Below are 24,477 nucleotides of genomic sequence, written 5' to 3' on the forward strand. Positions count from 1 at the left end.
CACATTCCAGACAATGTGGGTTCGTTTTAAGTAAAGGAAAGCCGGCAGGACGTTGACTGGTGCCCCTGCCTGCTTTCCTGGCGATCAGATGAGGTCGCGCTGGGCGATCTCGCTTCTGATACGTTGCAACACCTGCTCGATGGACAACTCGGTAGAGTCCAACTGAATGGCATCGGCCGCCGGCTTCAGCGGGGCCACTGCACGTTGGGTGTCGCGCTCATCGCGCGCACGAATCTCATCCAGCAGACTCGACAGACTAACATCTTCACCCTTGCCCTTCAACTGCAGGTAGCGGCGACGTGCCCGCTCCTCTGCGCTGGCAGTGAGGAAGACCTTCAACGGCGCGTCGGGGAACACCACGGTACCCATGTCGCGACCATCGGCGATCAACCCCGGCATATCGCGAAATTCACGCTGACGCACCAGCAGCGCATCACGCACTGCCGGCAGCGAGGCGACCATCGACGCGCCCGCGCCAACGGTTTCGGTGCGGATGACGTTACTGACGTCCTCACCCTCGAGGATGATCTGTTGCAGCTTACCGGGCTGGGCTGCGATGAACTGCACATCCAGATGGGCGGCAAGCCGGGTCAGCAGCTCTTCGTTGGTCAGATCGACGCCATGATTGCTGGCGTTGAACGCCAGCAAGCGGTACAGCGCGCCGGAGTCCAGCAGCTTCCAGCCCAGCTCGCGGGCCAGCAGGCCGGCGACCGTGCCCTTGCCCGAGCCGCTTGGCCCGTCGATGGTGATGACCGGTACCAGCGAATTCACGACTTGCCCTCTTCCGCCACGCGGATACCCACTTCGGCGCACAGCGCCAGGAAGTTGGGGAACGAGGTGGCGACGTTGGCACAATCGTGGATGCGGATGGGCGCGCTGGCGCGCAACGAAGCGACGCTGAAGGCCATGGCAATACGGTGGTCACCGTGGCCATGCACTTCACCACCACCCAACTGGCCACCCTCGATGATGATGCCGTCCGGGGTCGGCTCGCACTTGATGCCCAAGGTAATCAGGCCGTCAGCCATGACCTGGATACGGTCGGACTCTTTCACCCGCAGCTCTTCTGCGCCACGCAGCACGGTACGCCCTTCGGCGCAGGCGGCAGCCACGAACAGTACCGGGAATTCGTCGATGGCCAGCGGCACCAGCTCTTCGGGGATGTCGATACCTTTCAGCCTGGCACCGCGTACGCGCAGGTCGGCCACTGGTTCGCCGCCGACTTCACGCTGGTTCTCCAGGGTGATGTCGCCCCCCATCAGGCGCAGGATATCGATGACACCGGTACGGGTCGGGTTGATGCCAACGTGTTCCAGCACCAGCTCGGAACCTTCGGCGATGGAGGCCGCGACCAGGAAGAACGCTGCCGAAGAAATGTCGGCCGGTACTTCGATGCGGGTAGCGGTCAGCTTGCCACCGGACTGCAGCGAAGCTACCGGGCCGTTGCTTTCGACTGTGTAGCCAAAGCCACGCAGCATGCGCTCGGTGTGATCACGGGTAGGCGCAGGCTCGGTGACAGTGGTCTTGCCTTCAGCGTACAGGCCAGCCAGCAGCAGGCAGGATTTGACCTGGGCGCTGGCCATCGGCAGCGTGTAGGTCAACCCTTTGAGCTTGTGGCCACCGCGGATGGTCAGCGGCGGGCGCCCTTCCGGGCCGGTCTCGACCACAGCCCCCATTTCACGCAGCGGGTTGGCCACGCGGTTCATCGGGCGCTTGGACAGCGAAGCGTCGCCAGTCATGGTTACGTCGAACGACTGGCCGGCCAACAGGCCCGACAGCAGGCGCATCGAGGTGCCGGAGTTGCCCACATACAGCGGCCCGGGCGGCGGCTTCAGGCCGTGCAGGCCTACACCATGAATGGTGACGCGACCGTGGTTGGGGCCTTCGATGACCACACCCATGTCCCGGAATGCCTGCAGAGTCGCCAGTGCGTCTTCACCTTCGAGGAAGCCTTCGACTTCGGTGGTGCCTTCGGCCAGCGAGCCGAGCATGATCGAGCGGTGGGAAATCGACTTGTCGCCCGGTACGCGGATTCGCCCGGACAGGCGGCCACCCGGTTGGGCCAGGAAAATCAGATCGTTGGCGTTCATAGCGTCCACATAGGCCCGGCGGGCCAGGATTTTACTAAAATGCTCGCGGGCAACCCGTGCACGGGTGAATACACCCAGCAACTGGTGCCCGTCCCCTTCAGCGATCGCGTCGCGCAAGGCGTCGAGATCGCTGCGATATGTATCGAGTGTGCGCAGGACAGCGTCGCGGTTGGCGAGGAAGATGTCATGCCACATGGTCGGGTCGCTGCCGGCGATTCTTGTGAAATCGCGGAAGCCTCCCGCAGCGTACCGGAAGATCTCGAGGTTTTCATTGCGCTTGGCCAGCGAATCGACCAAACCAAAGGCCAGCAGGTGCGGCAAGTGACTGGTGGCTGCCAGCACCTCGTCATGGCGCTCGACCGACATGTGCTCCACGTCGGCATCCAGCGCACGCCACAGCCGGTCGACCAGGGCCAGCGCGGCCGGGTCGGTTTCGGCCAGCGGCGTCAAAATCACCTTGTGCCGACGGAACAGGGCGGCGTTGGAAGCCTCCACGCCGCTTTGCTCGGAACCGGCGATGGGGTGGCCGGGGACGAAGCGTGGCAGCCGCTGGCCGAAGACCGAACGCGCCTCACGGACGACATTACCCTTGGCACTGCCAACATCGGTAATGATCGCATCGCCCAGATCGAGCCGGGCCAGGACGGCCAGGACTTTTTCCATGGCCAGGATGGGTACGGCCAGCTGGATGACATCGGCACCAACACAGGCTGCGGCGAGGTCTTCTTCGCAGCGGTCGACCACGCCCAGGGCCACGGCCTGCTTGCGCGAAGGCGCGTCCAGGTCGACACCGACCACTTCGCGGCACAGGCCGCTTTCACGCAGGCCCTTGGCGAACGAACCACCGATCAGGCCGAGGCCGACCACGACCAGGCGGTTGATGATCGGCTCAGGTTTGGTTTTTGCTGCTTTTACCACTGGTGCGAACCCTGTTCTGAAATCTGGACAGCCTGCTGGACCCTACGGCGCCGCTTCGCGACCCTTTCGCGGCACAAGGCCGCTCCTACAAGGACCCTGCAGGAGCGGCCTTGTGCCGCGAAAGGGCTGCAAAGCAGCCCCAAGGGCCTTGAATCAAAGCACCGCCTTCGGATAAGAGCCCAGCACCTTCAGCGCCACCGCCTCCTGGCTGATCTGCTCGAGCACCGCCTTGATCAGCGGGTCGCGGTGGTGGCCAACGAAGTCGATGAAGAACACGTAGGTCCACTTGCCACTGCGCGACGGGCGGGTCTCGATGCGGGTCAGGTCGATACCGTTCTGGTGGAACGGCACCAGCAACTCGTGCAAGGCACCCGGCTTGTTGCTCATCGAGACAATGATCGAGGTCTTGTCATCGCCAGTCGGCGGCACTTCCTGGCTGCCGATCATCAGGAAGCGCGTGGAGTTGTCCGGGCGGTCTTCAATCTTTTCGGCCAGGCGGGTCAAACCATACAGGTTGGCCGCCATGTCACCGGCGATCGCCGCCGAGTTCCACTCACCCTTGACCCGCTTGGCCGCCTCGGCATTGCTCGACACGGCCACGCGCTCCACGTTCGGGTAGTGGGCGTCCAGCCACTTGCGGCACTGGGCCAGCGACTGGGCGTGGGAGTAGATGCGGGTGATGCTGTCGGTCTTGGTGTTTTCGCCTACCAGCAGATGATGGTGGATGCGCAGCTCGACTTCACCGCAAATCACCATGTCGTGCTCAAGGAAGCTGTCCAGCGTGTGACTGACAGCACCTTCGGTGGAGTTTTCCACCGGCACCACGCCAAAGTTGACGGCACCGGCCGCCACTTCGCGGAACACTTCGTCGATAGCGGCCATTGGCCGGCTGATCACCGCGTGGCCGAAGTGCTTCATGGCTGCGGCCTGGGTGAAGGTACCCTCTGGGCCGAGATAGGCGATTTTCAGCGGCTCTTCAAGGGCCAGGCACGACGACATGATTTCGCGGAACAAACGCGCCATCTCTTCGTTGCCCAGGGGCCCCTTGTTGCGCTCCATCACGCGCTTGAGCACTGCGGCCTCACGTTCGGGACGGTAGAACACCGGCTTCTCGCCTTCTTTCAGCGAGGCGGTCTTGACCCGGGCGACTTCTTCAGCGCAACGGGCACGGTCGCTGATCAGCTCGAGAATCTTCTCGTCGAGGCTGTCGATGCGTACGCGCAGCGCCTTGAGTTCCTGTTCGGACATCAGCCGTGCTCCTTCTCGAATTCAGCCATGTAGCCAACCAAGGCTTCCACAGCCTCAAGGCCCAGGGCGTTGTAGATGGAAGCGCGCATACCGCCCACCGAACGGTGGCCCTTGAGGTTGAGCAGGCCACGGGCATCGGCGCCGGCGAGGAAGGCCTTGTCCAGGCGCTCGTCAGCCAGGCGGAACGGCACGTTCATCCACGAACGGGCGTTGACGCTGATCGGGTTGGTGTAGAAATCGCTGTTGTCGATGAAGCCGTACAGGCGGTCTTTCTTGGCGCGGTTGCGCTGCTCCATGGCGTCGACGCCACCCTGCTCCTTCAACCATTCGAAGACCAGGCCCGAGAGGTACCAGGAATAAGTGGCCGGGGTGTTGTACATCGAGCCGTTGTCAGCCGAGACCTTGTAGTCGAGCATGGTCGGGCAGCTGCTGCGGGCATGGCCCAGCAGGTCTTCGCGAACGATGACCACCACCAGGCCGCTGGGGCCGATGTTCTTCTGCGCGCCGGCGTAGATCAGGCCGAACTGCGACACGTCGATGGGGCGCGAGAGAATGTCGGAGGACATGTCGACCACCAGGGGCACATCACCAGTCTGCGGCACCCAGTCAAACTGCAGGCCACCAATGGTCTCGTTGGACGCATAGTGCACATAGGCGGCGTTTTTGGTCAGATTCCAGTCGTTCTGGCCAGGGATGCTCAGGTAGTCGTAGGGCTTGGCACTGGCGGCGACGTTGATGTGGCCGAAGCGGCGCGCTTCTTCGATGGCCTTTTTCGACCAGATACCGGTTTCGATGTAGTCGGCAGTGCCGTTTTCCGGCAGCAGGTTCAGCGGAATTTCGGCGAACTGCTGGCTGGCGCCGCCCTGCAGGAACAGCACCTTGTAGTTGGAGGGGACGGACAGCAGGTCGCGCAGGTCCTGCTCGGCCTTTTCGGCGATGGCCACGTAGTCGTCGCTGCGATGGCTCATTTCCATCACCGACAAGCCCTTGCCGCGCCAGTCCAGCATCTCGGCCTGGGCGCGCTGCAACACAGCATCAGGAAGCGCGGCAGGGCCTGCGCAGAAGTTAAAGGCTCGTTTGCTCACATCCACTCTCGCTCTGCCAAATAGAACAAAATCATAATTCGGTGGCCACATTCCATGCAGGATCGGTGGCGCCTGCATCGCGGGCAAGCCCGCGCCTACACAGGCAAACGGGGCGACCTTGGTCGCCCCGTCCGGGTTTACGCTCGCTTACTCCTGCGGGGCCTCTTCGGCACCCGCAGCGTCTTCATTGTCTGGCGCTTCAGCCTCGGTGCCCTCCTCGTCCACCTCGATCACTTCATCGAGTTCGTCCTCGGACGGCTCCTGGATCCGCTCCAGGCCCACCAGTGTTTCATCAGCCGCCAGCTTGATAAGCGTCACACCCTGGGTGTTACGGCTCAGGCTGGACACTTCGCCAACACGGGTGCGCACCAGGGTGCCCTGGTCGGAAATCAGCATGATCTCCTCGCCTTCCTGCACCTGGATAGCACCGATCAGCAGGCCGTTGCGCCCTTTGGTACCCATGGCAATCACGCCCTGGCCACCACGGCCGCGACGCGGGAACTTGGACAGCGGGGTGCGCTTGCCGAAGCCACGCTCGGAGGCAGTGAGAATCTGCGAACCGGACTCCGGGATCAGCATCGAAATGATCTGCTGGCCTTTGCCCAGCTTCATGCCGCGAACACCACGGGCAGTACGGCCCATTTCACGCACTACGCTCTCGGCGAAACGGATGACCTTGCCGGCGTCGGAGAACATCATGACTTCTTTGGCGCCGTCAGTGATGGCCGCCGCAATCAGGGTGTCACCTTCCTTCAGCTTCAGGGCGATCAGGCCGTTGGAGCGTGGGCGGGCGAACTGCACCAGCGGGGTTTTCTTGACGGTACCGGAGGCCGTGGCCATGAAGATGTAGGCGCCTGTCGGCTCTGCCACCCACTCTGCGGTGTCGCCATCTTCCTCGTCGACTTCCTCGGCCTCTACCAGCTCACCCTCGAGCACGGTGTCATCAGCGTCTTCCAGCTCTTCGTCAAGGTCAGCGTTCTGCTGCAGCGCTTCGAGGTCGATCTGCAGCATGGCGGTGATGCGCTCACCTTCCTCCAGCGGCAGCAGGTTGACCAGCGGGCGACCACGGGCAGCGCGGGACGCTTCGGGGATTTCGTAGGTCTTCTTCCAGTACACCTTGCCCTTGCTGGAGAACAGCAACAGGGTGGCATGGCTGTTGGCGACCAACAGGTGCTCGATGTAGTCCTCGTCCTTTACGCCGGTCGCCGACTTGCCTTTACCGCCACGGCGCTGGGCCTGATAAGCGGACAATGGCTGGGTCTTGGCATAACCACCGTGGGAGATGGTGACCACGCGCTCTTCTTCCGGGATCATGTCGCCGTAGTTGAGGTCGTGGCTGGCATTGAGAATTTCGGTGCGGCGCACATCGCCGTATTCGGCACGGATGGCTTCCAGCTCTTCGCGGATCACTTCCATCAGGCGCTCTGCGCTGCTGAGGATGCGGATCAGCTCGCCGATCTGCTCGAGGATTTCCTGGTACTCGGCCAGCAGCTTCTCGTGCTCAAGGCCGGTCAGGCGGTGCAGGCGCAGGTCGAGGATGGCCTGGGCCTGTTCCGGCGACAGGAAGTACTTGCCGTCATGCAGGCCGTACTGCTCCGGCAGGTCCTCAGGGCGGCAGGAATCGGCGCCGGCGCGCTCGACCATGACCTGCACGGCACTGGATTCCCACGGCGTGGAAACCAGGGCTTCCTTGGCCTCGGACGGGGTTGGCGACGCCTTGATCAGGGCGATGACCGGGTCGATGTTGGACAGTGCAACCGCCTGGCCTTCAAGGATGTGGCCACGCTCACGGGCCTTGCGCAGCTCGAATACGGTACGGCGTGTCACCACTTCACGGCGGTGACGGACGAACGCTTCGAGCAGGTCCTTGAGGTTGAGCAAACGCGGACGGCCGTCGATCAGGGCGACCACGTTGATGCCGAACACGCTCTGCAGCTGGGTTTGCTGGTAGAGGTTGTTGAGCACCACTTCCGGCACCTCGCCGCGGCGCAGCTCGATGACGATGCGCATGCCGTCCTTGTCGGACTCGTCGCGCAGCTCGGTGATGCCTTCGATCTTCTTCTCTTTTACCAGCTCGGCGATCTTCTCGATGAGGCGCGCCTTGTTCAGCTGGTACGGCAGCTCGGTCACGACGATCTGCTGACGGCCGCCAACCTTGTCGATGTCTTCGATTTCGGAGCGGGCACGCATGTAGATGCGGCCACGACCGGTACGATAGGCCTCGATGATGCCCTGACGGCCGTTGATGATACCGGCAGTCGGGAAGTCCGGCCCAGGGATGAACTGCATCAGCTCATCGATGGTGACTTCGGGGTTGTCGATCAGCGCCAGGCAGCCGTCGATCACTTCACCGAGGTTGTGTGGCGGAATGTTGGTCGCCATGCCCACGGCGATACCGCTGGATCCGTTGACCAGCAGGTTGGGAATACGGGTCGGCATGACCGCCGGGATCTGCTCGGTGCCGTCATAGTTGGGCACCCAGTCGACGGTTTCCTTGTGCAGGTCGGCCAGCAGCTCGTGAGCCAGCTTGGTCATGCGCACTTCGGTGTATCGCATGGCCGCAGCGTTGTCGCCGTCCACCGAACCGAAGTTGCCCTGACCATCGACCAGCAGGTAGCGCAGCGAGAACGGCTGGGCCATACGCACGATGGTGTCGTAGACCGCAATGTCGCCGTGCGGGTGGTACTTACCGATCACATCACCGACCACACGGGCGGATTTCTTGTACGGCTTGTTCCAGTCGTTGCCCAGTTCGCTCATCGCATAGAGAACGCGACGATGCACGGGCTTCAAGCCGTCACGCGCATCGGGCAGCGCTCGCCCGACAATCACGCTCATCGCGTAGTCGAGGTAAGACTGTCTCAGTTCGTCTTCGATATTGACCGGGAGGATTTCTTTGGCCAGTTCGCCCATGAGAAGCCTGATTCCTTTTTCTGGTGAAACTTCGCAGCTCCATCAAGGGCCGAACGAAGCTCGCCGCCGCAGCGCATAAGGGTGCGACGACTTACGACAAATCAATGAGTTGTGCCATGGATCTGCGCAATGAAGGCCGCCGTGATGAGCGGTCTTGGAAACTGCCGGATGTTATCACAAAGGCGGGGGCGGTGGGGAGAGGTGGCAGTTGGTCTCAGCCGGGTTTGAATCCTGGTTTTTGTATTGCCTGCACCGGCCTCTTCGCGGGCTCGCCCGCTCCCACAGATTCACCACCGCCCTAAGGCCATGAGATATCCCTGTGGGAGCGGGCAAGCCCGCGAAGAGTCCGGTGCAGGCAGCGCAAAATCAGTGCAGGCGCTTGCGGCAAATCAACTGGGCCAGCTTGGCGGTATCCGGGCGCTCTACGATGCCCCGCTCGGTCACGATCACGTCGATCAAGTCGGCCGGGGTCACATCGAACACCGGGTTGAACACTTCGACATCCGGTACCGCCGGGGCACCGCCAAAGTCCAGCCACTCGTCGGCGTCACGCTCTTCCAGCGGGATATCCTCGCCGGTGGCCAGGTTCAGGTCGATGCTGGTGCTCGGCGCCACCACCATGAAGCGCACGCCGTGGTGCATGGCACTGACCGCCAGCTGGTAAGTGCCGATCTTGCTGGCCACGTCACCATTGGCAGCAATGCAGTCCGCCCCCACCACCACCCAGGTGATGCCCTTGCTCTTCATCAGGTGCGCCAGCGCCGAGTCGGCACAGAGCGTTACCGGGATGCCTTCGTTGGCCAGCTCCCAGGCGGTCAGGCGCGAGCCTTGCAACCAGGGCCGAGTCTCGCCGGCGTACACCCGCTCGACCATACCCTCCAGGTAGCCGGCGCGAATCACCCCCAGGGCGGTGCCAAAACCGCCGCTGGCCAGGGCACCGGCATTGCCGTAGGTGAGCAGGGCCTGGGCATTGCCCTGATGACGACGGATCAGCTCGATACCTTGCTGGGCCATGGTCAGGTTGGCTTCACGGTCGCTTTCGTGGATGGCCACGGCCTCTGCCTCCAGCACGGCCAGCACGTCTTCATCAGGGCGCAGGCGCAGCAGGCGTTCGCGCATGCGGTTCAGCGCCCAGAACAGGTTGGCCGCCGTGGGGCGTGCTTCGGCAAGGGTGAGGTAGTCTTCTTCCAGGTCCATTTCCCAGTCGCCACCCTCGGCCAGCCGCTCTTCCAGGGCCAATACCAGGCCGTAGGCCGCGGCAATACCAATGGCCGAGGCGCCGCGCACCGCCATGTCGCGGATTGCCGCCGCCACCTGCGCAACATTGTCGCAGGCCAGCCAGCGTTCCTCCGACGGCAGCAGGCGCTGGTCGAGCAGGTGCAAGATGCCGCCCTGCCAGCGGATCCCGGTCACCTTCTCCGCCGCCAAAAGTCGCTCGCGCATCGCCTCTCCCCGTGGTTCGCATGTCAAAAGCCGGCGATTATAGCGAGCCTGGGGGCCGAGCGCTCGGGTATACTCCGGCCCAATTTTGCGAAGTTTCAGAGGACTGTTCAATGAGCAACGTCGACCGCGCCGAAATCGCCAAGTTCGAAGCGCTGGCCCACCGTTGGTGGGACCGCGAAAGCGAGTTCAAGCCGCTGCACGAAATCAACCCGCTACGCGTCAACTGGATCGACGAGCGGGCCAGCCTGGCCGGCAAGAAAGTGCTGGACGTAGGCTGCGGCGGCGGCATCCTCAGCGAAGCCATGGCCCTGCGCGGCGCCACGGTAACCGGTATCGACATGGGCGAGGCACCACTGGCGGTGGCCCAGCTGCACCAGCTGGAGTCGGGCGTACAGGTGGAGTACCGGCAGATCACCGCCGAAGCCCTGGCCGAAGAAATGCCTGAACAGTTCGACGTTGTCACCTGCCTGGAAATGCTCGAACACGTCCCCGACCCGTCCTCGGTGATTCGCGCCTGCTACCGTATGGTCAAGCCAGGCGGCCAGGTGTTCTTCTCCACCATCAACCGCAACCCCAAGGCCTACCTGCTGGCCATCGTCGGCGCCGAGTACATCCTGAAGATGCTGCCGCGCGGCACCCATGACTTCAAGAAGTTCATCCGCCCGTCCGAACTGGGCGCCTGGAGCCGTGATGCCGGCCTGCAGGTGAAGGACATCATTGGCCTCACCTATAACCCGCTGACCAAGCACTACAAGCTCAACAGCGACGTCGACGTCAACTACATGATCCAGACCCTGCGCGAGGAATGAGCATGCGTTTGCGAGCAGTACTCTTCGACATGGACGGCACCTTGCTCGACACGGCGCCGGACTTCATCGCCATTTGCCAGGCCATGCTCGCCGAGCGCGGCCTGCCAGCCGTTGACGACCACCTGATCCGTGGCGTGATCTCTGGCGGCGCCCGCGCCATGGTTGCCACTGCGTTTGCCATGGACCCGGAAGCCGAGGGCTTCGAGGCCCTGCGCCTGGAGTTTCTGGAGCGCTACCAACGCGACTGCGCGGTCCACAGCAAGCTGTTCGACGGCATGGCCGAGCTGCTGGCTGACATCGAAAAAGGCAACCTGCTGTGGGGCGTGGTCACCAACAAGCCGGTACGCTTCGCCGAGCCGATCATGCAGCAGCTGGGCCTGGCCGAGCGCTCGGCACTGCTGATCTGCCCGGACCACGTGAAGAACAGCAAGCCTGACCCCGAGCCGCTGACCCTGGCCTGCACCACCCTGGGCCTGGACCCTGCCAGCGTGCTGTTCGTTGGCGACGACCTGCGCGACATCGAGTCTGGCCGCGACGCTGGCACGCGCACGGCTGCGGTGCGTTACGGCTATATTCATCCAGAGGACAACCCCAACAACTGGGGTGCCGACGTGGTGGTGGACCACCCGCTGGAACTGCGCAAAGTGATCGACAGCGCGCTGTGTGGCTGCTGAACTAGAGACAGGGAATACACAATGTTCGACTACACCGCCCGTCCCGACCTGCTGCAAGGCCGGGTCATCCTGGTTACCGGCGCCGGCCGCGGCATTGGTGCCGCGGCCGCAAAGGCTTACGCTGCACTGGGCGCCACCGTGCTACTGCTGGGCAAGACCGAGGCCAACCTGAACGAGGTCTACGACCAGATCGAAGCCGCCGGACACCCGCAACCGGTGGTCATCCCGTTCAACCTGGAAACCGCCCTGCCCCACCAGTACGACGAGCTGGCAGTGATGATCGAAGACCAGTTCGGCCGCCTGGACGGCCTGCTGAACAACGCCTCGATCATTGGCCCGCGCACGCCGCTGGAGCAGTTGTCGGGCGACAACTTCATGCGCGTGATGCACATCAACGTCGATGCCACCTTCATGCTCACCAGCACCCTGCTGCCCCTGCTGAAGCTGTCGGAAGACGCCTCGGTGGTGTTCACCAGCAGCAGCGTCGGCCGCAAAGGCCGGGCCTACTGGGGCGCCTATGGCGTGTCGAAGTTCGCGACCGAGGGCCTGATGCAGACCCTGGCTGACGAACTGGAAGGCGTGGCACCCGTGCGCTCCAACAGCATCAACCCGGGCGCCACGCGCACAGCGATGCGGGCCCAGGCTTACCCCAGCGAAAACCCGCAGAACAACCCGCTGCCTGAAGAGATCATGCCGGTGTATCTGTACCTGATGGGGCCGGACAGCAAAGAGGTGAATGGGCAGGCTCTCAACGCCCAATAAGCTTTTTTGCCTGTCCTGGCCCTATCGCCGGCAAGCCAGCTCCCACAGGATCACCACAGGCCAGGGCAATGTGGAATCCCTGTGGGAGCTGGCTTGCCGGCGATAGGGCCAGGACAGGCGAAAGATCAGCCGGCCGCCAACGCCGGGCGCAAACGGCCTTGCTGGCGGCTCTCCAGCTGCATGCACCGCTCCAGGAATAGGTACATGCAGTCGTAACTCTTGCAAATCGCCCTGCGCAACTCGGTACGCAGCCCAAGGCTCGGGTTCTCGCCGGCCAGGGTACAGATGATCTCCAGCGCCTCCCAAGGGTGCGCATCATCGTACTGAGCATGCATTTTCAACCACTTCATCGCCCGCTTGCGCTGGTCTTCCGGGAAGCCCTGGGCGTAGGTATCGGTCGAGCACACCACCGCCGACCATTCCCCGGTCGCACCCTCGATGGCGTAGTTGGTCGCTGCCATGGAAATGGCCAGGTTCTCGGTGGCGCACACGCGCCAGCACCAGTCGTTCAGGCCGTTCAGCTCGGGTGGCACTTCCTGGGCCTGCAAATCATGCAGGTGCACACCATGGGCCTGGCACCAGTTCACCCAGTAGTCGGCATGGTTGAGCTCGACGCGGATGTTGCGCATCAGCCAGCGCCGCGCCATGTCTTCGCCCTGATGGCGGCCATAGCGGGTCTTGGTCAGGTTATGGGCCATGTACAGAGAGAACTGCTCCACCACCGGCCAGCCACCGATCAGGTACTGACGAATGGTCGACTGCTTGAGCTGGCCGTCGCGCAGGCGCGCGTAGAACTCATGCTCCACCACCCGGCGCTTGCTCTCCCGGCAGTCTTCAATCAGTTGCTGGGCCCATTGGGGGTAGCTGGCGGGGTCCATCAGAGGCCCGATACGAACGAATGCATCAATCACTTTCAGCTCCTTGATCCTTGTGATTTCTCGCTAGCGAAATGTGCCAGGTGCCCGCTGCAACAGAGGCCGGGCGGCAATCCGTTGGCGCTGCAGACTGTCACAGGTGAACACCTGGGGGCGCTCGATCAGGTAACCCTGGGCGTAATCCACGCCTATTTCCTGCAGGGCCTGCTCGATCAAGGGTGTTTCGACGAACTCGGCGATAGTGCGTTTACCCATGACATGGCCGATGTGGTTGATGACCTCGACCATGGCCCGGTTGATCGGGTCGTCGAGCATGTCCTTGACGAAACTGCCGTCGATCTTCAAGTAATCCACCGGCAAATGCTTGAGGTAGGCGAACGACGACATGCCGGCGCAGAAGTCATCGAGCGAAAAGCGGCAGCCCAGCCCCTTCAACTCGTTGATGAAGCGAATGGCACTGCCCAGGTTGGCAATTGCGCTGGTTTCGGTGATTTCGAAACAGATCATCCGCGGCGGAATGGCATACTCGACAAACAACCGCTGCAGGTATTCAAGGAACTTGTCATCGCCAATGCTCGACCCTGACAGGTTGATCGCGCAGGTCGACAGCGGCCCTTCGCGGCCTTCGTCCAGGCATTGGCGCACAACCTGGAACACATTGCGCACCACCCAACGGTCCAGCGCACTCATCAGGCCGTAGCGCTCGGCCGCAGGAATGAAGCTGCTGGGCAGGATGGTGCGGCCACTTTCGTCGTGCAGGCGCAGCAGGATTTCGATATGGCCTGGGCCTTCAAAGGCTTTCAGCGGCGCTATTTCCTGTGCGTAGAGGCAGAAGCGGTTTTCTTCCAGAGCCACGTGCAAGCGCTGGATCCAGGCCATTTCGCCAAAACGCATGGACAGCTCGCTGTCGTCGGTGTGGTACACCTGTACGCGGTTGCGGCCCTTCTCCTTGGCCATGTAGCAAGCCATGTCGGCGGCCCGCAGCGAGGCCTCCAGGGTGCCAGGTGCCTGGGCCATGTGCACCAGGCCGACGCTGACCGTAGTGACGAACGGCCGCCCCTTCCACACAAAGTGCAAGCTCTGCACCATCTGGCGCAACTGCTCGGCAATGCGCTCGGCCTGCTCGGGCGGGCAGTTTTCCAGCAGCACGCCAAACTCATCGCCACCCAGCCGCGCCAGGGTATCGCCTTCGCGCAGGCCCGATTGCAGCACAGCGCAGATGTGCCGCAACAATTCGTCGCCAGCGGCATGCCCGCAGGTGTCGTTCACCAGCTTGAACTGGTCAAGGTCAAGGAACATCAGCGAATGCCGCCCGGCCTGGCGCGCCAGGCCGTTCAGCGCCTGCTCCAGGCGGTATTCGAACTCACGGCGGTTGGCCAGCCCGGTCAGGGCGTCATGGGTAGCCTGCCAGGACAGGTTGGCGATGTACTGCCGCTCCTGGGTCATGTCATGCAGCACCAGGACGATGCCACTGAGCTGGCCGTTACTGACGATCGGCGAGCCCACCAGGTTGATCGACACGGTGCTGCCATCCAGGCGCTGGATCAGCCGGGCATGCTCGGCGCCGCCCTTGAGGCTGCCACTCAGTACCTGCTCGACCAGGCTGCGGCCATCTTCCTCGGCCTGCTCGTCCACCAGGCTGAACAGCGCCGACAACGGCAAGCCCTGGGCCTGGCCAGACTGCCAATGCGTCAGTTGCTCGGCGGCTGGGTTCATGTAGCCGATGCAGCCATCCACGTCGGTGGTAATGACCGCATCGCCAATGGCCTGCAACGTGGTCTGGGCCCGCTCTTTTTCTTCCTGCAGTGCGCTGGCAAATGCCTGCCGCTGGGCCAGCAGCTTGCTGGAGCGGCGCCAGGCAATGGTAATGAGGAACATCGCTGTCAGCAGGTTGGTGATCAGCAGCACCCGCAGCAACATGCGCGAGCCTTCGCCCAAGGCATCGCTGAACGCCTTGGCCGCCGGCGTGACCCCTTCGTTGATGGTGACGATGCGGGCTTTCCAGGCGTTGACTGCCTGGGCGTCGACCGGGCCATTGGCAAAACTTTGGCGCATCTCGCCGGCCAGTACATCGAGCTTGGCCAGGTAGTCGTCGCCGATGTCCCAGTAGTCGATGGCTGTCTGCATGTAGCTGATGTTGCGAAAGTTACGGTAGAACCAGATGATCCGTTCGACATCGTTAGAGTGGTTGCCGCCTTGCAGCACAGCTTGGCGCGCGGCAGCCAGGTCGGGGCTGGGGTGGTCAAGCACCTCGCGTAGCTGGTGGTCACCCTGGGGCACGGTAATGGCCTGGCGATAACGCTGGTAGGTGCTTTCGTCGCGGGTGTCGGCGTACAGGTTCAGGTAATAGATGGCGTCTTTCTGCGCCTTGGACCACAGGCTTTCGCCCGCGACATAGGCACGCACGGCCGACAGCGTATAAAGGCTGAGGCTACCGAGTGCCACCTGGAAGACCACAACGGCGATGAAGGGCCAAGTGATGCCGAGCAACTTTGGCGCTTCGAGTGTGCGATGTCCCTTCATGGAGTCCCTGTCACAGAGCAGATAAGGCGCAAATCGACCCAGACAAGCACAGCGTAGGCCATCTGCCATCAACGTGACGGGGTTTTTTATGACAGGGAATCGCAGGATTTGCACGCACGCTGTGGGAGCGGCCTTGTGTCGCGAAAGGGCCGCGACGCGGCCGCCGAATTTAAAGGTTGATGCTGAAATTGCCGGGGCTGCTTTGCAGCCCTTTCGCGACACAAGGCCGCTCCCACAGCGACGGCACAAGGCACCTGAAATTCAGCTTTGCTGCAAGTGCCCATAAAGCTTGGCGTACAACCCACCCTCGGCAATCAGCTGCTGGTGGTCGCCATCTTCGGCCACATGCCCGCCATCGAACACCAGCACCCGGTCGGCCTGCTTCACCGCCGACAGCCGGTGGGCGATGATCAGCGTGGTGCGGCCGCTGAGGAAGCGCGCCAGGGCCTGGTGCAGGTTGTACTCGGTGGCGGCGTCCAGGGCCGAGGTGGCTTCGTCGAGAATGACCACCTTGGGCTCGGCCAGCACCATGCGGGCAATGGCCAGGCGCTGGCGCTGCCCGCCAGACAAGCGCACGCCGGAACGCCCCACCACACTGTCCAGGCCCTGTGGCAAGGCGGCGATGGTGGCATCCAGCTGGGCGATGCGCAGCGCCTGCCAGCACGCCTCGTCGCTGCAGTCGCGGCCCATGGCCAGGTTGGCGCGTACGGTGTCGTTGAACAGCGACGGGTGCTGCAACACCACCGCGACGTTTTCGCGCAGGGTTTCCAGGCCGATTTCCTGCAGGCTGGCACCGCCAAAGCGGATGGTCCCGGCCTGGGCGCTGTAAAGGCCAAGCAGCAGTTGCACCAGGGTGCTCTTGCCGCCACCACTGGCGCCGACAATCGCCACCTTTTCCCCCGGGGCGATGGACAGGTCGAGGTTTTCCAGCACCGGCTCGTCAGCATAGGCAAAGCGCAAGTCGCGCACTTCGATGCCCACCGTCTCGCGGCCGGCGAACGGGTCGCTGGCGGCCGGGTACTGCGGCTCGTCATCGCGTGCCAGCAGCTCGTTGAGGCGGCTCAGCGCACCTCCCGCGGCGTAGTAGGCATATTGCAGGTTGAGCAATTGCTCCACCGGCCCGATCATGAACCACAGGTAGCTGAACACCGCCAGCATCTGGCCGATGGAAAGGTCGGAGAACAGTACGGTCAGCATGGCCGCGGCGCGGAAGATGTCGATGCCGAACTGGAACAACAAGCCACTGGCTCGGCCACTGGCATCGCTCTTCCACTGGGAATCTACGGCGTAATCACGCACCTCGCGGGCGCGCAGGCCCAAGCGACCAAGGAAGTAGCCCTGGCGGTTGCTTGCACGGATTTCCTGGATAGCATCAAGGGTTTCCGTCAGCGCCTGGGTAAAACGCGCGGTGCTGTCGTTCTCAAGCTTTTTAAGGTGTTTGACGCGCTTGCCCAACTGCACGGTGAAGTAGATCACCAGCGGGTTGAACAGCAAGATCAGCAAGGCCAGCTGCCAGTGCATCCAGATCAGGATCGCCGCTGTGCCGGTCAAGGTCAGCATGGCCACCAGGAAACGGCTGAGTGTTTCGCCAACGAACTTGTCAAGGGTGTCCAGGTCGGTGACCAGATGGGTAGTGACCGTGCCACTGCCCAGGCTTTCGTATTCCTTCAGCGAAATGCGCTTGAGGCGCTCGATCAGGCGGATGCGCAGGCGGTAGACGATATCCTTGGCCAAACCGGCAAACAACTTGGCCTGGAGCACGTTGAATGCCAGGGCAGCCAGGCGCAGGCACAAGGTGAGCGCCAGCATCAGCCCGATATAACCGGCTGCCACCTGCCAGCTGGATGGCAGCAGGTGGTTCATCCACTTCAGGGCGGCATCGCCATGGCCCAGCAGCACTTCGTCCACCAGCAGGGGCAACAGCAACGGGATGGGCACACTGCAGCAAGCCGCCAGCACGGCGATGAGGTTGGCAGACCAGAGGTTTTTCTTGTGATGCAGGGCCAGGCGGCGGATTTCCGCCCAGCTCAGTCGATCGCCCGCAGCATGAGGCTTGCCCGGCACCGGGTCGGGTGACCCCGGCACATCAAGCACAGGCGGCCTGCTGCAGCCAGCGGCCGAGCAAGGGTTGCAGGCGCTCCAGCGGCTGGTAGCCGTTGGTCAGCAGCGCCAGCTGGCCATTGCGTTCGGCCAGCAGGGTCGGGAAGCCGGCGATACCCAGGTCCTGGGCCCAGCTGAAATCGGCTGCGGTGGCGGCTCGGGTATCGGCGCGGGCGAAGGTGTCGGCAAACACGGCGCGGTCGAAGCCGCATTGCGAGGCCAGCTCGACCAGCTGTGGCGCAGTGGTCACGTCCACGCCCTGCTCGTAGAACGAACGCTGGATCAGCGCCAGCAGCGGCCAGACGCGCTCGGCGTCAAGCTCGCGGGCGGTGACCAGGGCGCGACAGGCCGGCTCGGTGTCATAGACGAAGCCGTCAGGCATGGCCCCCTCGAAACGAAAAGGCTGGCCGGTGGCGTCAGCCACCGCCTGCCAGTGTTCGAGGATGTACTTGCGGGTGGAGCTGTCCAGCGCGCTGCCGCCGGTGCGCAACCCGCCCGGCACCACGCGGGTGGCAACGCCCGCCTCACGCGCCTGGGCGATCAGGGCGGCGGCTACCGGCGCGAACCCCCAGCACCAGGAGCACATCGGGTCCATCACATAGATCAGGCGGGCAGACATGCATCAAGCCTCGGCTTTGTAGTTGTAACCGATCGGGTGCGGCAGGTTGCGGGCCTTGGCCAGCTCGATCTGCTTCTGCCGGTCGATGGCGCTGCGCCGGGTCTTCTCGCTCAGGGTGTCCCAGCAATGCGGGCAGCTGACACCTGGCGAATAGTGCTCGGACGCGCGCTCTTGTGCATTGATCGGGTGGCGGCAGGCGTGGCACTGGTCGTACTCGCCTTCGGTCAGGTCATGGCGCACCGTGACGCGGTTGTCGAAGACGAAGCAGTCGCCGTCCCACAGGCTTTCTTCCTGAGGCACTTCTTCGAAGTACTTCAGGATGCCGCCCTTAAGATGATAGACCGCCTCGAAGCCTTCACCGAGCATGTAGCTGGAGGCTTTTTCGCAACGAATGCCGCCGGTGCAGAACATGGCCACTTTCTTGTGCTTGCTGGGGTCGAAGTTGGCCTTGATGTACTCCGGGAACTCGCGGAAGGTTTCGGTCTTGGGGTCCACCGCGCCCTTGAAGGTGCCAATGGCCACTTCGTAGTCATTGCGGGTGTCGATCAGCAGCACTTCCGGGTCGCTGATCAGCGCGTTCCAGTCCTTGGGTTCGACATAGGTGCCGACCGCCTGGTTCGGGTCCACGCCTGGTACGCCGAGGGTGACGATTTCTTTCTTGAGCTTGACCTTGGTGCGGTAGAACGGCTGCTCGTCGCAGTACGATTCTTTATGGTCGACATCGGCCAGGCGCGGGTCGTTGCGCAACCAGGCCAGCAGCCCGTCGATGCCTTCGCGGGTGGCCGACACAGTGCCGTTGATGCCTTCGTGGGCCAGCAGCAGGGTGCCTTTGACGTCGTTGTCGAGCATGGCCTTGAGCAGCGGTTCGCGCAGCTCTACGTAGTCTTGCAGGGTGACGAACTTGTACAGCGCCGCGACGACGATGGGTTGTGACATGAAACAGGTTCTCCAGGTGGTTGCCCTCGTAAGGGGCGGACCGGGTTTGACAGGTATTGAAAAAAGCATGGGGGCGCTTTGCGCCCCTTTCGCGGCACAAGGCCGCTCCCACAGGGACCGCGTAACCCGATGGCGAGTGCGGTTCCTGTGGGAGCGGCCTTGTGCCGCGAAAGGGCCGCAAAGCGGCCCCCGGATTTTGCAGGATTCTACCAGAACAACAGAAAGGTTTCAGTGCCCGCCGCCGGCACACACCGGCGAGGCCGGCGCTGCGCCGACCTTGGCCCACTCTTCTGCGGTGTAGGTATGGATGGCCAGGGCATGGATCTGCTGCATCAGCTCACCCATGGTGGCGTACACCTTCTGGTGGCGCTTGACGCTGTTCAACCCGGCAAACTGCTCGCTGACGATCACTGCCTTGTAGTGGGTCTCCTGACCACGACTGTGCATGTGGCTTTCGTCGAGCACTTGCAGGTGCTGCGGCGCCAAGGCACCCAGCTGTTGTTCAATGCGCTGTTGCATGGTCATCGCGGCGTGCTCACTTCTTGGCAGGAACGGCGGCCTTGCCTGCGTTAGGGTCCAGTTCCTTGGTCATGTCTTCCAGCAGCTTGTTCACCACCGGCACTGCTGGCTCCAGGCTCTGCTGGGTCAACTGGGCCGACTGCTGGGTAACCTTGGGCATTTCACGCAGTACTTTCTTGCCCAGCGGCGATTCGTAGAACTTGACCAGGTCTTTCAGCTCTTGTTCAGTGAAGGTCTGGGTGTACAGGTCGACCATCTTCGGCTTCAGCTTGTTCCAGCCGATGGCGTTGTCCAGCGCGGCGTTGGCCTTGGCCTGGTAGCTTTCCAGCACCGGCTGCTTGGCGGCCGGGGCCTTGGTCTGGGCAAAGCGCTGGGCGAACATCTGCTGGACCTGCATGTACACCGGGGTGCCCAGCTTGTCGGCGTTGGCCAGGGTCAGGAATTTCTCGGCAGCAGCGTTATGGCTGGCGGTGGCAGCGAGCACCTGGCCGCTGGCGCAAGCCAGGGCAACGGCGGCACAAAGGACACGGAGACGGGTCATTGCATTTCCTTCAAGGAGAGGGAGGCGGGTACCTCAGAGTAGAGCATTCTGCGCCGTGGTGGCGATGTGCTCAAGTGGCACGACGAGCGACGGAACCGCTCGGTCGAATCAAGGCCTAAACTGCGATTTCGAACTACACAGGAGTGAGTACAGAATGAGCCGTATCGAGACAGACAGCCTGGGCCCGGTCGAAGTTCCTGAAGGCGCCTACTGGGGTGCGCAAACCCAGCGCTCGCTGATCAACTTCGCCATTGGCAAGGAGCGCATGCCCATCGCGGTGCTGCACGCCCTGGCGCTGATCAAGAAGGCCGCGGCACGCGTCAACGACCGCAACGGCGACCTGCCGGCCGACATCGCCCGGCTGATCGAACAAGCCGCCGACGAAGTGCTGGGTGGCCAGCACGACGACCAGTTCCCGTTGGTCGTCTGGCAGACCGGCAGCGGCACGCAAAGCAACATGAACGTCAACGAAGTGATCGCCGGGCGCGCCAACGAACTGGCCGGCAAAGGCCGCGGCGGCAAAGCGCCAGTACACCCCAACGATCATGTCAATCGCTCGCAAAGTTCCAACGATTGCTTCCCGACTGCCATGCACATTGCTGCTGCGCAGGCGGTGCACGCGCACCTGTTGCCCGCCATCGCCGAACTGTCGTCGGGGCTGGCCGAGCTGTCGGGGCGCCACCAAAAGCTGGTAAAGACTGGCCGCACCCACATGATGGACGCCACACCGATTACCTTCGGCCAGGAGGTGTCTGCCTTCGTCGCCCAGCTCGACTATGCCCAGCGCGCCATCCGCGCCACCCTGCCGGCAGTGTGCGAACTGGCCCAGGGCGGCACCGCCGTAGGTACCGGGCTGAATGCCCCGCACGGTTTTGCCGAAGCCATCGCCGCCGAGCTGGCGGCGCTGTCCGGGCTACCCTTTGTCACGGCGCCGAACAAGTTCGCCGCCCTCGCCGGCCACGAACCACTCACCAGCCTGGCGGGCGCCCTGAAAACCCTGGCCGTGGCGCTGATGAAAATCGCCAACGACCTGCGTTTGCTGGGCTCCGGCCCGCGCGCCGGTTTGGCCGAAGTGCGCCTGCCAGCCAACGAACCGGGCAGCTCGATCATGCCAGGCAAGGTCAACCCGACGCAGTGCGAGGCGCTGTCGATGCTGGCCTGCCAGGTGTTGGGCAACGACGCGGCCATCGGTTTTGCCGCCAGCCAGGGGCATTTGCAGCTGAACGTGTTCAAACCGGTGATCATCCACAACCTGTTGCAGTCGATCGAACTGCTGGCCGATGGCTGCCGCAACTTCCAGCTGCACTGCGTGGCGGGCATCGAGCCCGATGCCGAGCAGATGGCCGCGCACCTGGAGCGTGGCTTGATGCTGGTAACGGCATTGAACCCGCATATTGGCTACGACAAGGCGGCGGAAATTGCCAAGAAGGCTTATAGCGAGGGCAAGACCCTGCGCGAGGCTGCACTGGAGCTGAAGTACCTGACCAATGAGCAGTTCGACCAATGGGTACGGCCGGAGAACATGCTGGCACCGGGTGGCAAGGGCTGAGTCATCTATAGCCTGTGCTGGCCCCTTCGCGGGTAAACCCGCTCCCACAGGGGTAGCACAACATTCAGCCCCGTGGTGAACCTGTGGGAGCGGGCTTGCCCCGCGAAAGGGACCGCGCGGTGCAAGGCACCGGCTTCGCCGGTGTTCGCGGGGCAAGCCCGCTCCCACAAAACGCTCAGTGAAACTGGGCCAATCGCGCCTTGCGGGCACGCCAACTGGCCACCAGCGATGGCCCCAGCGCCACCAGCGCCGAGCCGCACACCACGGTCACCGCCCCTACATAGCCCAGGGCATTGATGTCTTCGGCCTGCACGTACTCCGGCCACACCCCTGCCGCCACCGCCACCGCAACGAACGTCACCAGCGGGGTCAGCGCCAGGGTGGCACTGACCCGCGACGCCTCCCAGTGCGCCAGCGCCTCGGCGAACGCGCCGTAGGCCACCAGCGTATTCAGGCAACAGGCCAGCAACAGCCAGCCCTGCACCGGGGTCAGCTGCAACGCCTCCAGTGGGTGTACCCAAGGCGTGAGCAGCGCAGCGCAACTGAGGTAAATCACCATCATCACCTGCTGTGAATGCCACACGGTCAACAGTTGCTTCTGGCTGAGGGCATAGAACACCCAGATGCTGGTGGCCAGCAGAATGGTCAGCACGCCGGTGGTGTAGGTACCCAGTGAGGTCAGCAGCTCTTCGAGGCGCTGGTTGAAGAACAGCCCAAAACCCGCCAGCAGAATCAGCAGGCCCACCCCCTGCCCCAGGCTGAAGCGCTCACGGAACACAAACACGCTGGCCACCAGCAACAGCACCGGGCCGACCTGCACCACCAGTTGCGCGGTACCGGGGCTGAGCAGGTTGAGGCCGATCAGGTACAGCACGTAGTTGCCCATCAGGCCAAGCACAGCCACCACTACCAGGCCTTTGCCCCTGGGGGCCAGGCGCGTGAACGAGGGCAAGCGCTGTTGGGCTGCCAGCCAGGCAAACAGCAGGCCACCTGAAACCAGCAGGCGGTACCAGGTGACGGTGATCGGGTCGACCACCTGCAGTACCTGCTTGAGCTTGATCGGCAAGATGCCCCAGAGCAGCGCGGTCAGAAGTGCCAGGAACAGGCCATAGCTCCAGCGGCCGGAAGTGGTGTGCATAGTGTCCTCGGTCAAGCCCGTGGTGGGGGTGATTGAATTCTACGGGCTTGGAGGGCAGTGACGGGGGTGGGTGCCGAGAAAAGAATTCATCAGGTCATTCTTTTGGGGCATGGCTGGGGCTTGCGAGCTTTTGCGCCCGTGACATCAAGCGCCGCCCGCGCGGCGCTCGATGTCACGGGCGCAAAAAAATCCCAAGACCAGCACCCGGCCTATTTCTTGTGCTTGGCAAACGCTGCCTCCAGCGCCTCATTGATAGTGCGCAGCACCTTCACTCGCGCCCAGCGCTTGTCGTTGGCCTCCACCAGCGTCCAGGGCGCAATTTCGCTGCTGGTCCGGTCGACCATATCGCCCACCGCCTGGGTGTAGTCGTCCCACTTGTCGCGGTTGCGCCAATCGTCCTCGGTGATCTTGTAGCGCTTGAACGGGATTTGCTCACGCTCCTGAAAGCGCTCCAGCTGGGTCTGCTGGTCGATCGCCAGCCAGAACTTCACCACCACCACGCCGGCATTCACCAACTGTTCTTCAAAGTCGTTGATCTCACTGTAGGCGCGCATCCAGTCCGCCGGGCTGCAAAAGCCTTCCACCCGTTCCACCAGCACCCGGCCATACCAGGAGCGATCGAAGATGGTGAACTTGCCGCGTGCTGGAATATGCCGCCAGAACCGCCACAGGTAGGGCTGCGCGCGCTCTTCCTCGGTGGGCGCGGCAATCGGCACGATGCGGTACTGGCGCGGGTCCAGCGCTGCCGCCACGCGGCGGATGGCACTGCCCTTGCCGGCAGCATCGTTGCCTTCGAACACCGCCACCAAGGCGTGCCGGCGCATACGCTTGTCGCGCAGCAGGCCGGCCAGGCGGGCCTGTTCGGTGACCAACTGCTCCTGATAGTCAGCCTTGTCCAGGCGCAACGTCATGTCCAGGGCGCCGAGCAGGCTGCGCTGGTCGATACTGCGGCCCAGCGGTGCCACGTTGCCCTGGTGCTTGCCCTTGGGGTTGTTGGCCAGCGCGGCTTGCAGGCTGTCCAGCAAGATACGCCCCACCGCCAGGCTGCGGTAGTTCGGGTCTACGCCTTCAACGATATGCCACGGCGCATAATCGCGGCTGGTGCGGCGCAGTACGCGCTCGCCAAAGCGCACGAAGCGGTCGTAGGTTTGCGACTGCTGCCAGTCCAGCGGGCTGATCTTCCAGCTGTGCAGCGGGTCGTCCTTGAGCGACTTCAACCGGGCCTTCATCTGCTTCTTGGACAGGTGGAACCAGAACTTGATGATCAGTGCACCTTCATCGCACAGCATCTGCTCCAGGCGCTCGGCGCCCATGATGGCCTGATCAAGCACGGCATCCTTGAACACCCCGTGCACCCGCCCCTGCAGCATCTGGCTGTACCAGTTGCCAAAGAACACGCCCATCCGCCCCTTGGGCGGCAAAGCCCGCCAGTAGCGCCAGGCGGGCGGGCGGGCCAGCTCTTCGTCGGTCTGCTGGTCGAAGGTGAGCACGTCGATCATGCGCGGGTCCATCCACTCGTTGAGCAGTTTTACCGTCTCACCCTTGCCGGCGCCTTCGATGCCGTTGATCAGCACGATCACCGGGAAGCGCGCCTGCTGCTTGAGTTCGTACTGGGCTTCGAGCAGGGCCTCGCGCAAAGCGGGTACCTCGGCGTCGTAAGCCTCCTTGTCGATGCTGTGGCCGATTTCGGCGGATTCGAACATGCACTGGCTCCTTCAATGGATAAGCAAGACTA

The 24,477-nt window shown here is 63.2% G+C and carries 19 protein-coding genes; 4 read left to right on the forward strand and 15 right to left on the reverse strand.

Going from position 1 to position 24,477, the window contains the following annotated elements; translation table 11 throughout:
• Window positions 1-84: 84 nt before the first annotated feature.
• From cmk to mtnA, 6 genes are all read right to left on the reverse strand, one after another.
• A complete protein-coding gene (cmk, locus tag LU684_RS19450) occupies window positions 85-771 on the reverse strand; it encodes a (d)CMP kinase (RefSeq protein ID WP_016485358.1) in 687 nt (228 codons plus the stop codon).
• The gene (locus tag LU684_RS19455; RefSeq protein ID WP_016485357.1) at window positions 768-3,008 is read right to left on the reverse strand and encodes a bifunctional prephenate dehydrogenase/3-phosphoshikimate 1-carboxyvinyltransferase; all 2,241 of its coding nucleotides are present in this window, start codon (window positions 3,006-3,008) and stop codon (window positions 768-770) included. The genes cmk and LU684_RS19455 overlap by 4 nt, the downstream gene beginning before the upstream one ends.
• 153 nt (window positions 3,009-3,161) lie before the next feature.
• Window positions 3,162-4,256: a prephenate dehydratase gene (gene pheA, locus LU684_RS19460; protein WP_016485356.1), complete on the reverse strand. Its 1,095-nt coding sequence runs from the start codon at window positions 4,254-4,256 to the stop codon at window positions 3,162-3,164.
• On the reverse strand, window positions 4,256-5,341 hold the full coding sequence (gene serC / locus LU684_RS19465; RefSeq protein WP_024717769.1) for a 3-phosphoserine/phosphohydroxythreonine transaminase: 1,086 nt from the start codon (window positions 5,339-5,341) through the stop codon (window positions 4,256-4,258). Before serC ends, pheA begins: the two co-directional genes overlap by 1 nt.
• Window positions 5,342-5,488: 147 nt before the next feature.
• Window positions 5,489-8,254, reverse strand: coding sequence for a DNA gyrase subunit A (gyrA, locus tag LU684_RS19470; protein ID WP_191087358.1), 2,766 nt, complete (start codon window positions 8,252-8,254; stop codon window positions 5,489-5,491).
• A gap of 366 nt (window positions 8,255-8,620) precedes the next feature.
• Window positions 8,621-9,697: an S-methyl-5-thioribose-1-phosphate isomerase gene (gene mtnA / locus LU684_RS19475; protein ID WP_016485353.1), complete on the reverse strand. Its 1,077-nt coding sequence runs from the start codon at window positions 9,695-9,697 to the stop codon at window positions 8,621-8,623.
• A 110-nt stretch (window positions 9,698-9,807) separates the two neighbouring features.
• Between mtnA and ubiG the strand changes: the two genes are divergently transcribed.
• The 3 genes from ubiG to LU684_RS19490 are packed head-to-tail and all read left to right on the forward strand — an operon-like array spanning window position 9,808 to window position 11,942.
• Window positions 9,808-10,506 (forward strand): bifunctional 2-polyprenyl-6-hydroxyphenol methylase/3-demethylubiquinol 3-O-methyltransferase UbiG, encoded by a 699-nt coding sequence (gene ubiG, locus LU684_RS19480; RefSeq protein ID WP_012271034.1) that lies wholly within the window; start codon window positions 9,808-9,810, stop codon window positions 10,504-10,506.
• Between the two features lie 2 nt (window positions 10,507-10,508).
• Window positions 10,509-11,180 (forward strand): N-acetylmuramic acid 6-phosphate phosphatase MupP, encoded by a 672-nt coding sequence (mupP, locus tag LU684_RS19485; protein ID WP_016485352.1) that lies wholly within the window; start codon window positions 10,509-10,511, stop codon window positions 11,178-11,180.
• A gap of 21 nt (window positions 11,181-11,201) precedes the next feature.
• The gene (locus tag LU684_RS19490) at window positions 11,202-11,942 is read left to right on the forward strand and encodes a YciK family oxidoreductase (RefSeq protein WP_016485351.1); all 741 of its coding nucleotides are present in this window, start codon (window positions 11,202-11,204) and stop codon (window positions 11,940-11,942) included.
• A 125-nt stretch (window positions 11,943-12,067) separates the two neighbouring features.
• Here the strand turns inward: LU684_RS19490 and LU684_RS19495 are convergent, their stop codons facing one another.
• The 7 genes from LU684_RS19495 to LU684_RS19525 all read right to left on the reverse strand — a co-directional run bounded on the left by LU684_RS19495 (window position 12,068) and on the right by LU684_RS19525 (window position 20,055).
• On the reverse strand, window positions 12,068-12,853 hold the full coding sequence (locus LU684_RS19495) for a TenA family transcriptional regulator (RefSeq protein WP_023047425.1): 786 nt from the start codon (window positions 12,851-12,853) through the stop codon (window positions 12,068-12,070).
• Between the two features lie 30 nt (window positions 12,854-12,883).
• Window positions 12,884-15,340 (reverse strand): EAL domain-containing protein, encoded by a 2,457-nt coding sequence (locus LU684_RS19500; RefSeq protein ID WP_023047426.1) that lies wholly within the window; start codon window positions 15,338-15,340, stop codon window positions 12,884-12,886.
• Window positions 15,341-15,601: 261 nt separating this feature from the next.
• Window positions 15,602-17,434 carry an ABC transporter ATP-binding protein gene (locus tag LU684_RS19505; RefSeq protein WP_016485348.1) on the reverse strand — a complete coding sequence of 611 codons (1,833 nt, stop codon included), beginning with the start codon at window positions 17,432-17,434 and terminating at the stop codon, window positions 15,602-15,604.
• Window positions 17,427-18,059, reverse strand: a complete 633-nt coding sequence (locus LU684_RS19510) for a DsbA family protein (protein WP_145913253.1) — start codon at window positions 18,057-18,059, stop codon at window positions 17,427-17,429. The genes LU684_RS19505 and LU684_RS19510 overlap by 8 nt, the downstream gene beginning before the upstream one ends.
• Before the next feature lie 3 nt (window positions 18,060-18,062).
• Window positions 18,063-18,995, reverse strand: a complete 933-nt coding sequence (trhO, locus tag LU684_RS19515) for an oxygen-dependent tRNA uridine(34) hydroxylase TrhO (RefSeq protein ID WP_016485346.1) — start codon at window positions 18,993-18,995, stop codon at window positions 18,063-18,065.
• Window positions 18,996-19,223: 228 nt separating this feature from the next.
• Window positions 19,224-19,520, reverse strand: a complete 297-nt coding sequence (locus LU684_RS19520; protein ID WP_023047764.1) for a BolA family protein — start codon at window positions 19,518-19,520, stop codon at window positions 19,224-19,226.
• A gap of 10 nt (window positions 19,521-19,530) precedes the next feature.
• On the reverse strand, window positions 19,531-20,055 hold the full coding sequence (locus LU684_RS19525) for a DUF2059 domain-containing protein (RefSeq protein WP_016485344.1): 525 nt from the start codon (window positions 20,053-20,055) through the stop codon (window positions 19,531-19,533).
• Between the two features lie 154 nt (window positions 20,056-20,209).
• Here LU684_RS19525 and LU684_RS19530 point away from each other — a divergent pair, with 154 nt between their 5' ends.
• Window positions 20,210-21,604, forward strand: a complete 1,395-nt coding sequence (locus tag LU684_RS19530; protein ID WP_016485343.1) for a class II fumarate hydratase — start codon at window positions 20,210-20,212, stop codon at window positions 21,602-21,604.
• A gap of 175 nt (window positions 21,605-21,779) precedes the next feature.
• Here the strand turns inward: LU684_RS19530 and LU684_RS19535 are convergent, their stop codons facing one another.
• On the reverse strand, window positions 21,780-22,742 hold the full coding sequence (locus LU684_RS19535; RefSeq protein WP_016485342.1) for a DMT family transporter: 963 nt from the start codon (window positions 22,740-22,742) through the stop codon (window positions 21,780-21,782).
• Between the two features lie 209 nt (window positions 22,743-22,951).
• Window positions 22,952-24,445, reverse strand: coding sequence for a polyphosphate:AMP phosphotransferase (gene pap / locus LU684_RS19540; RefSeq protein ID WP_016485341.1), 1,494 nt, complete (start codon window positions 24,443-24,445; stop codon window positions 22,952-22,954).
• Between the last annotated feature and the right edge of the window lie 32 nt (window positions 24,446-24,477).

Source organism: Pseudomonas sp. NMI542_15 (assembly GCF_021283425.1).
Taxonomy (GTDB): Bacteria; Pseudomonadota; Gammaproteobacteria; order Pseudomonadales; family Pseudomonadaceae; genus Aquipseudomonas; species Aquipseudomonas fortuita.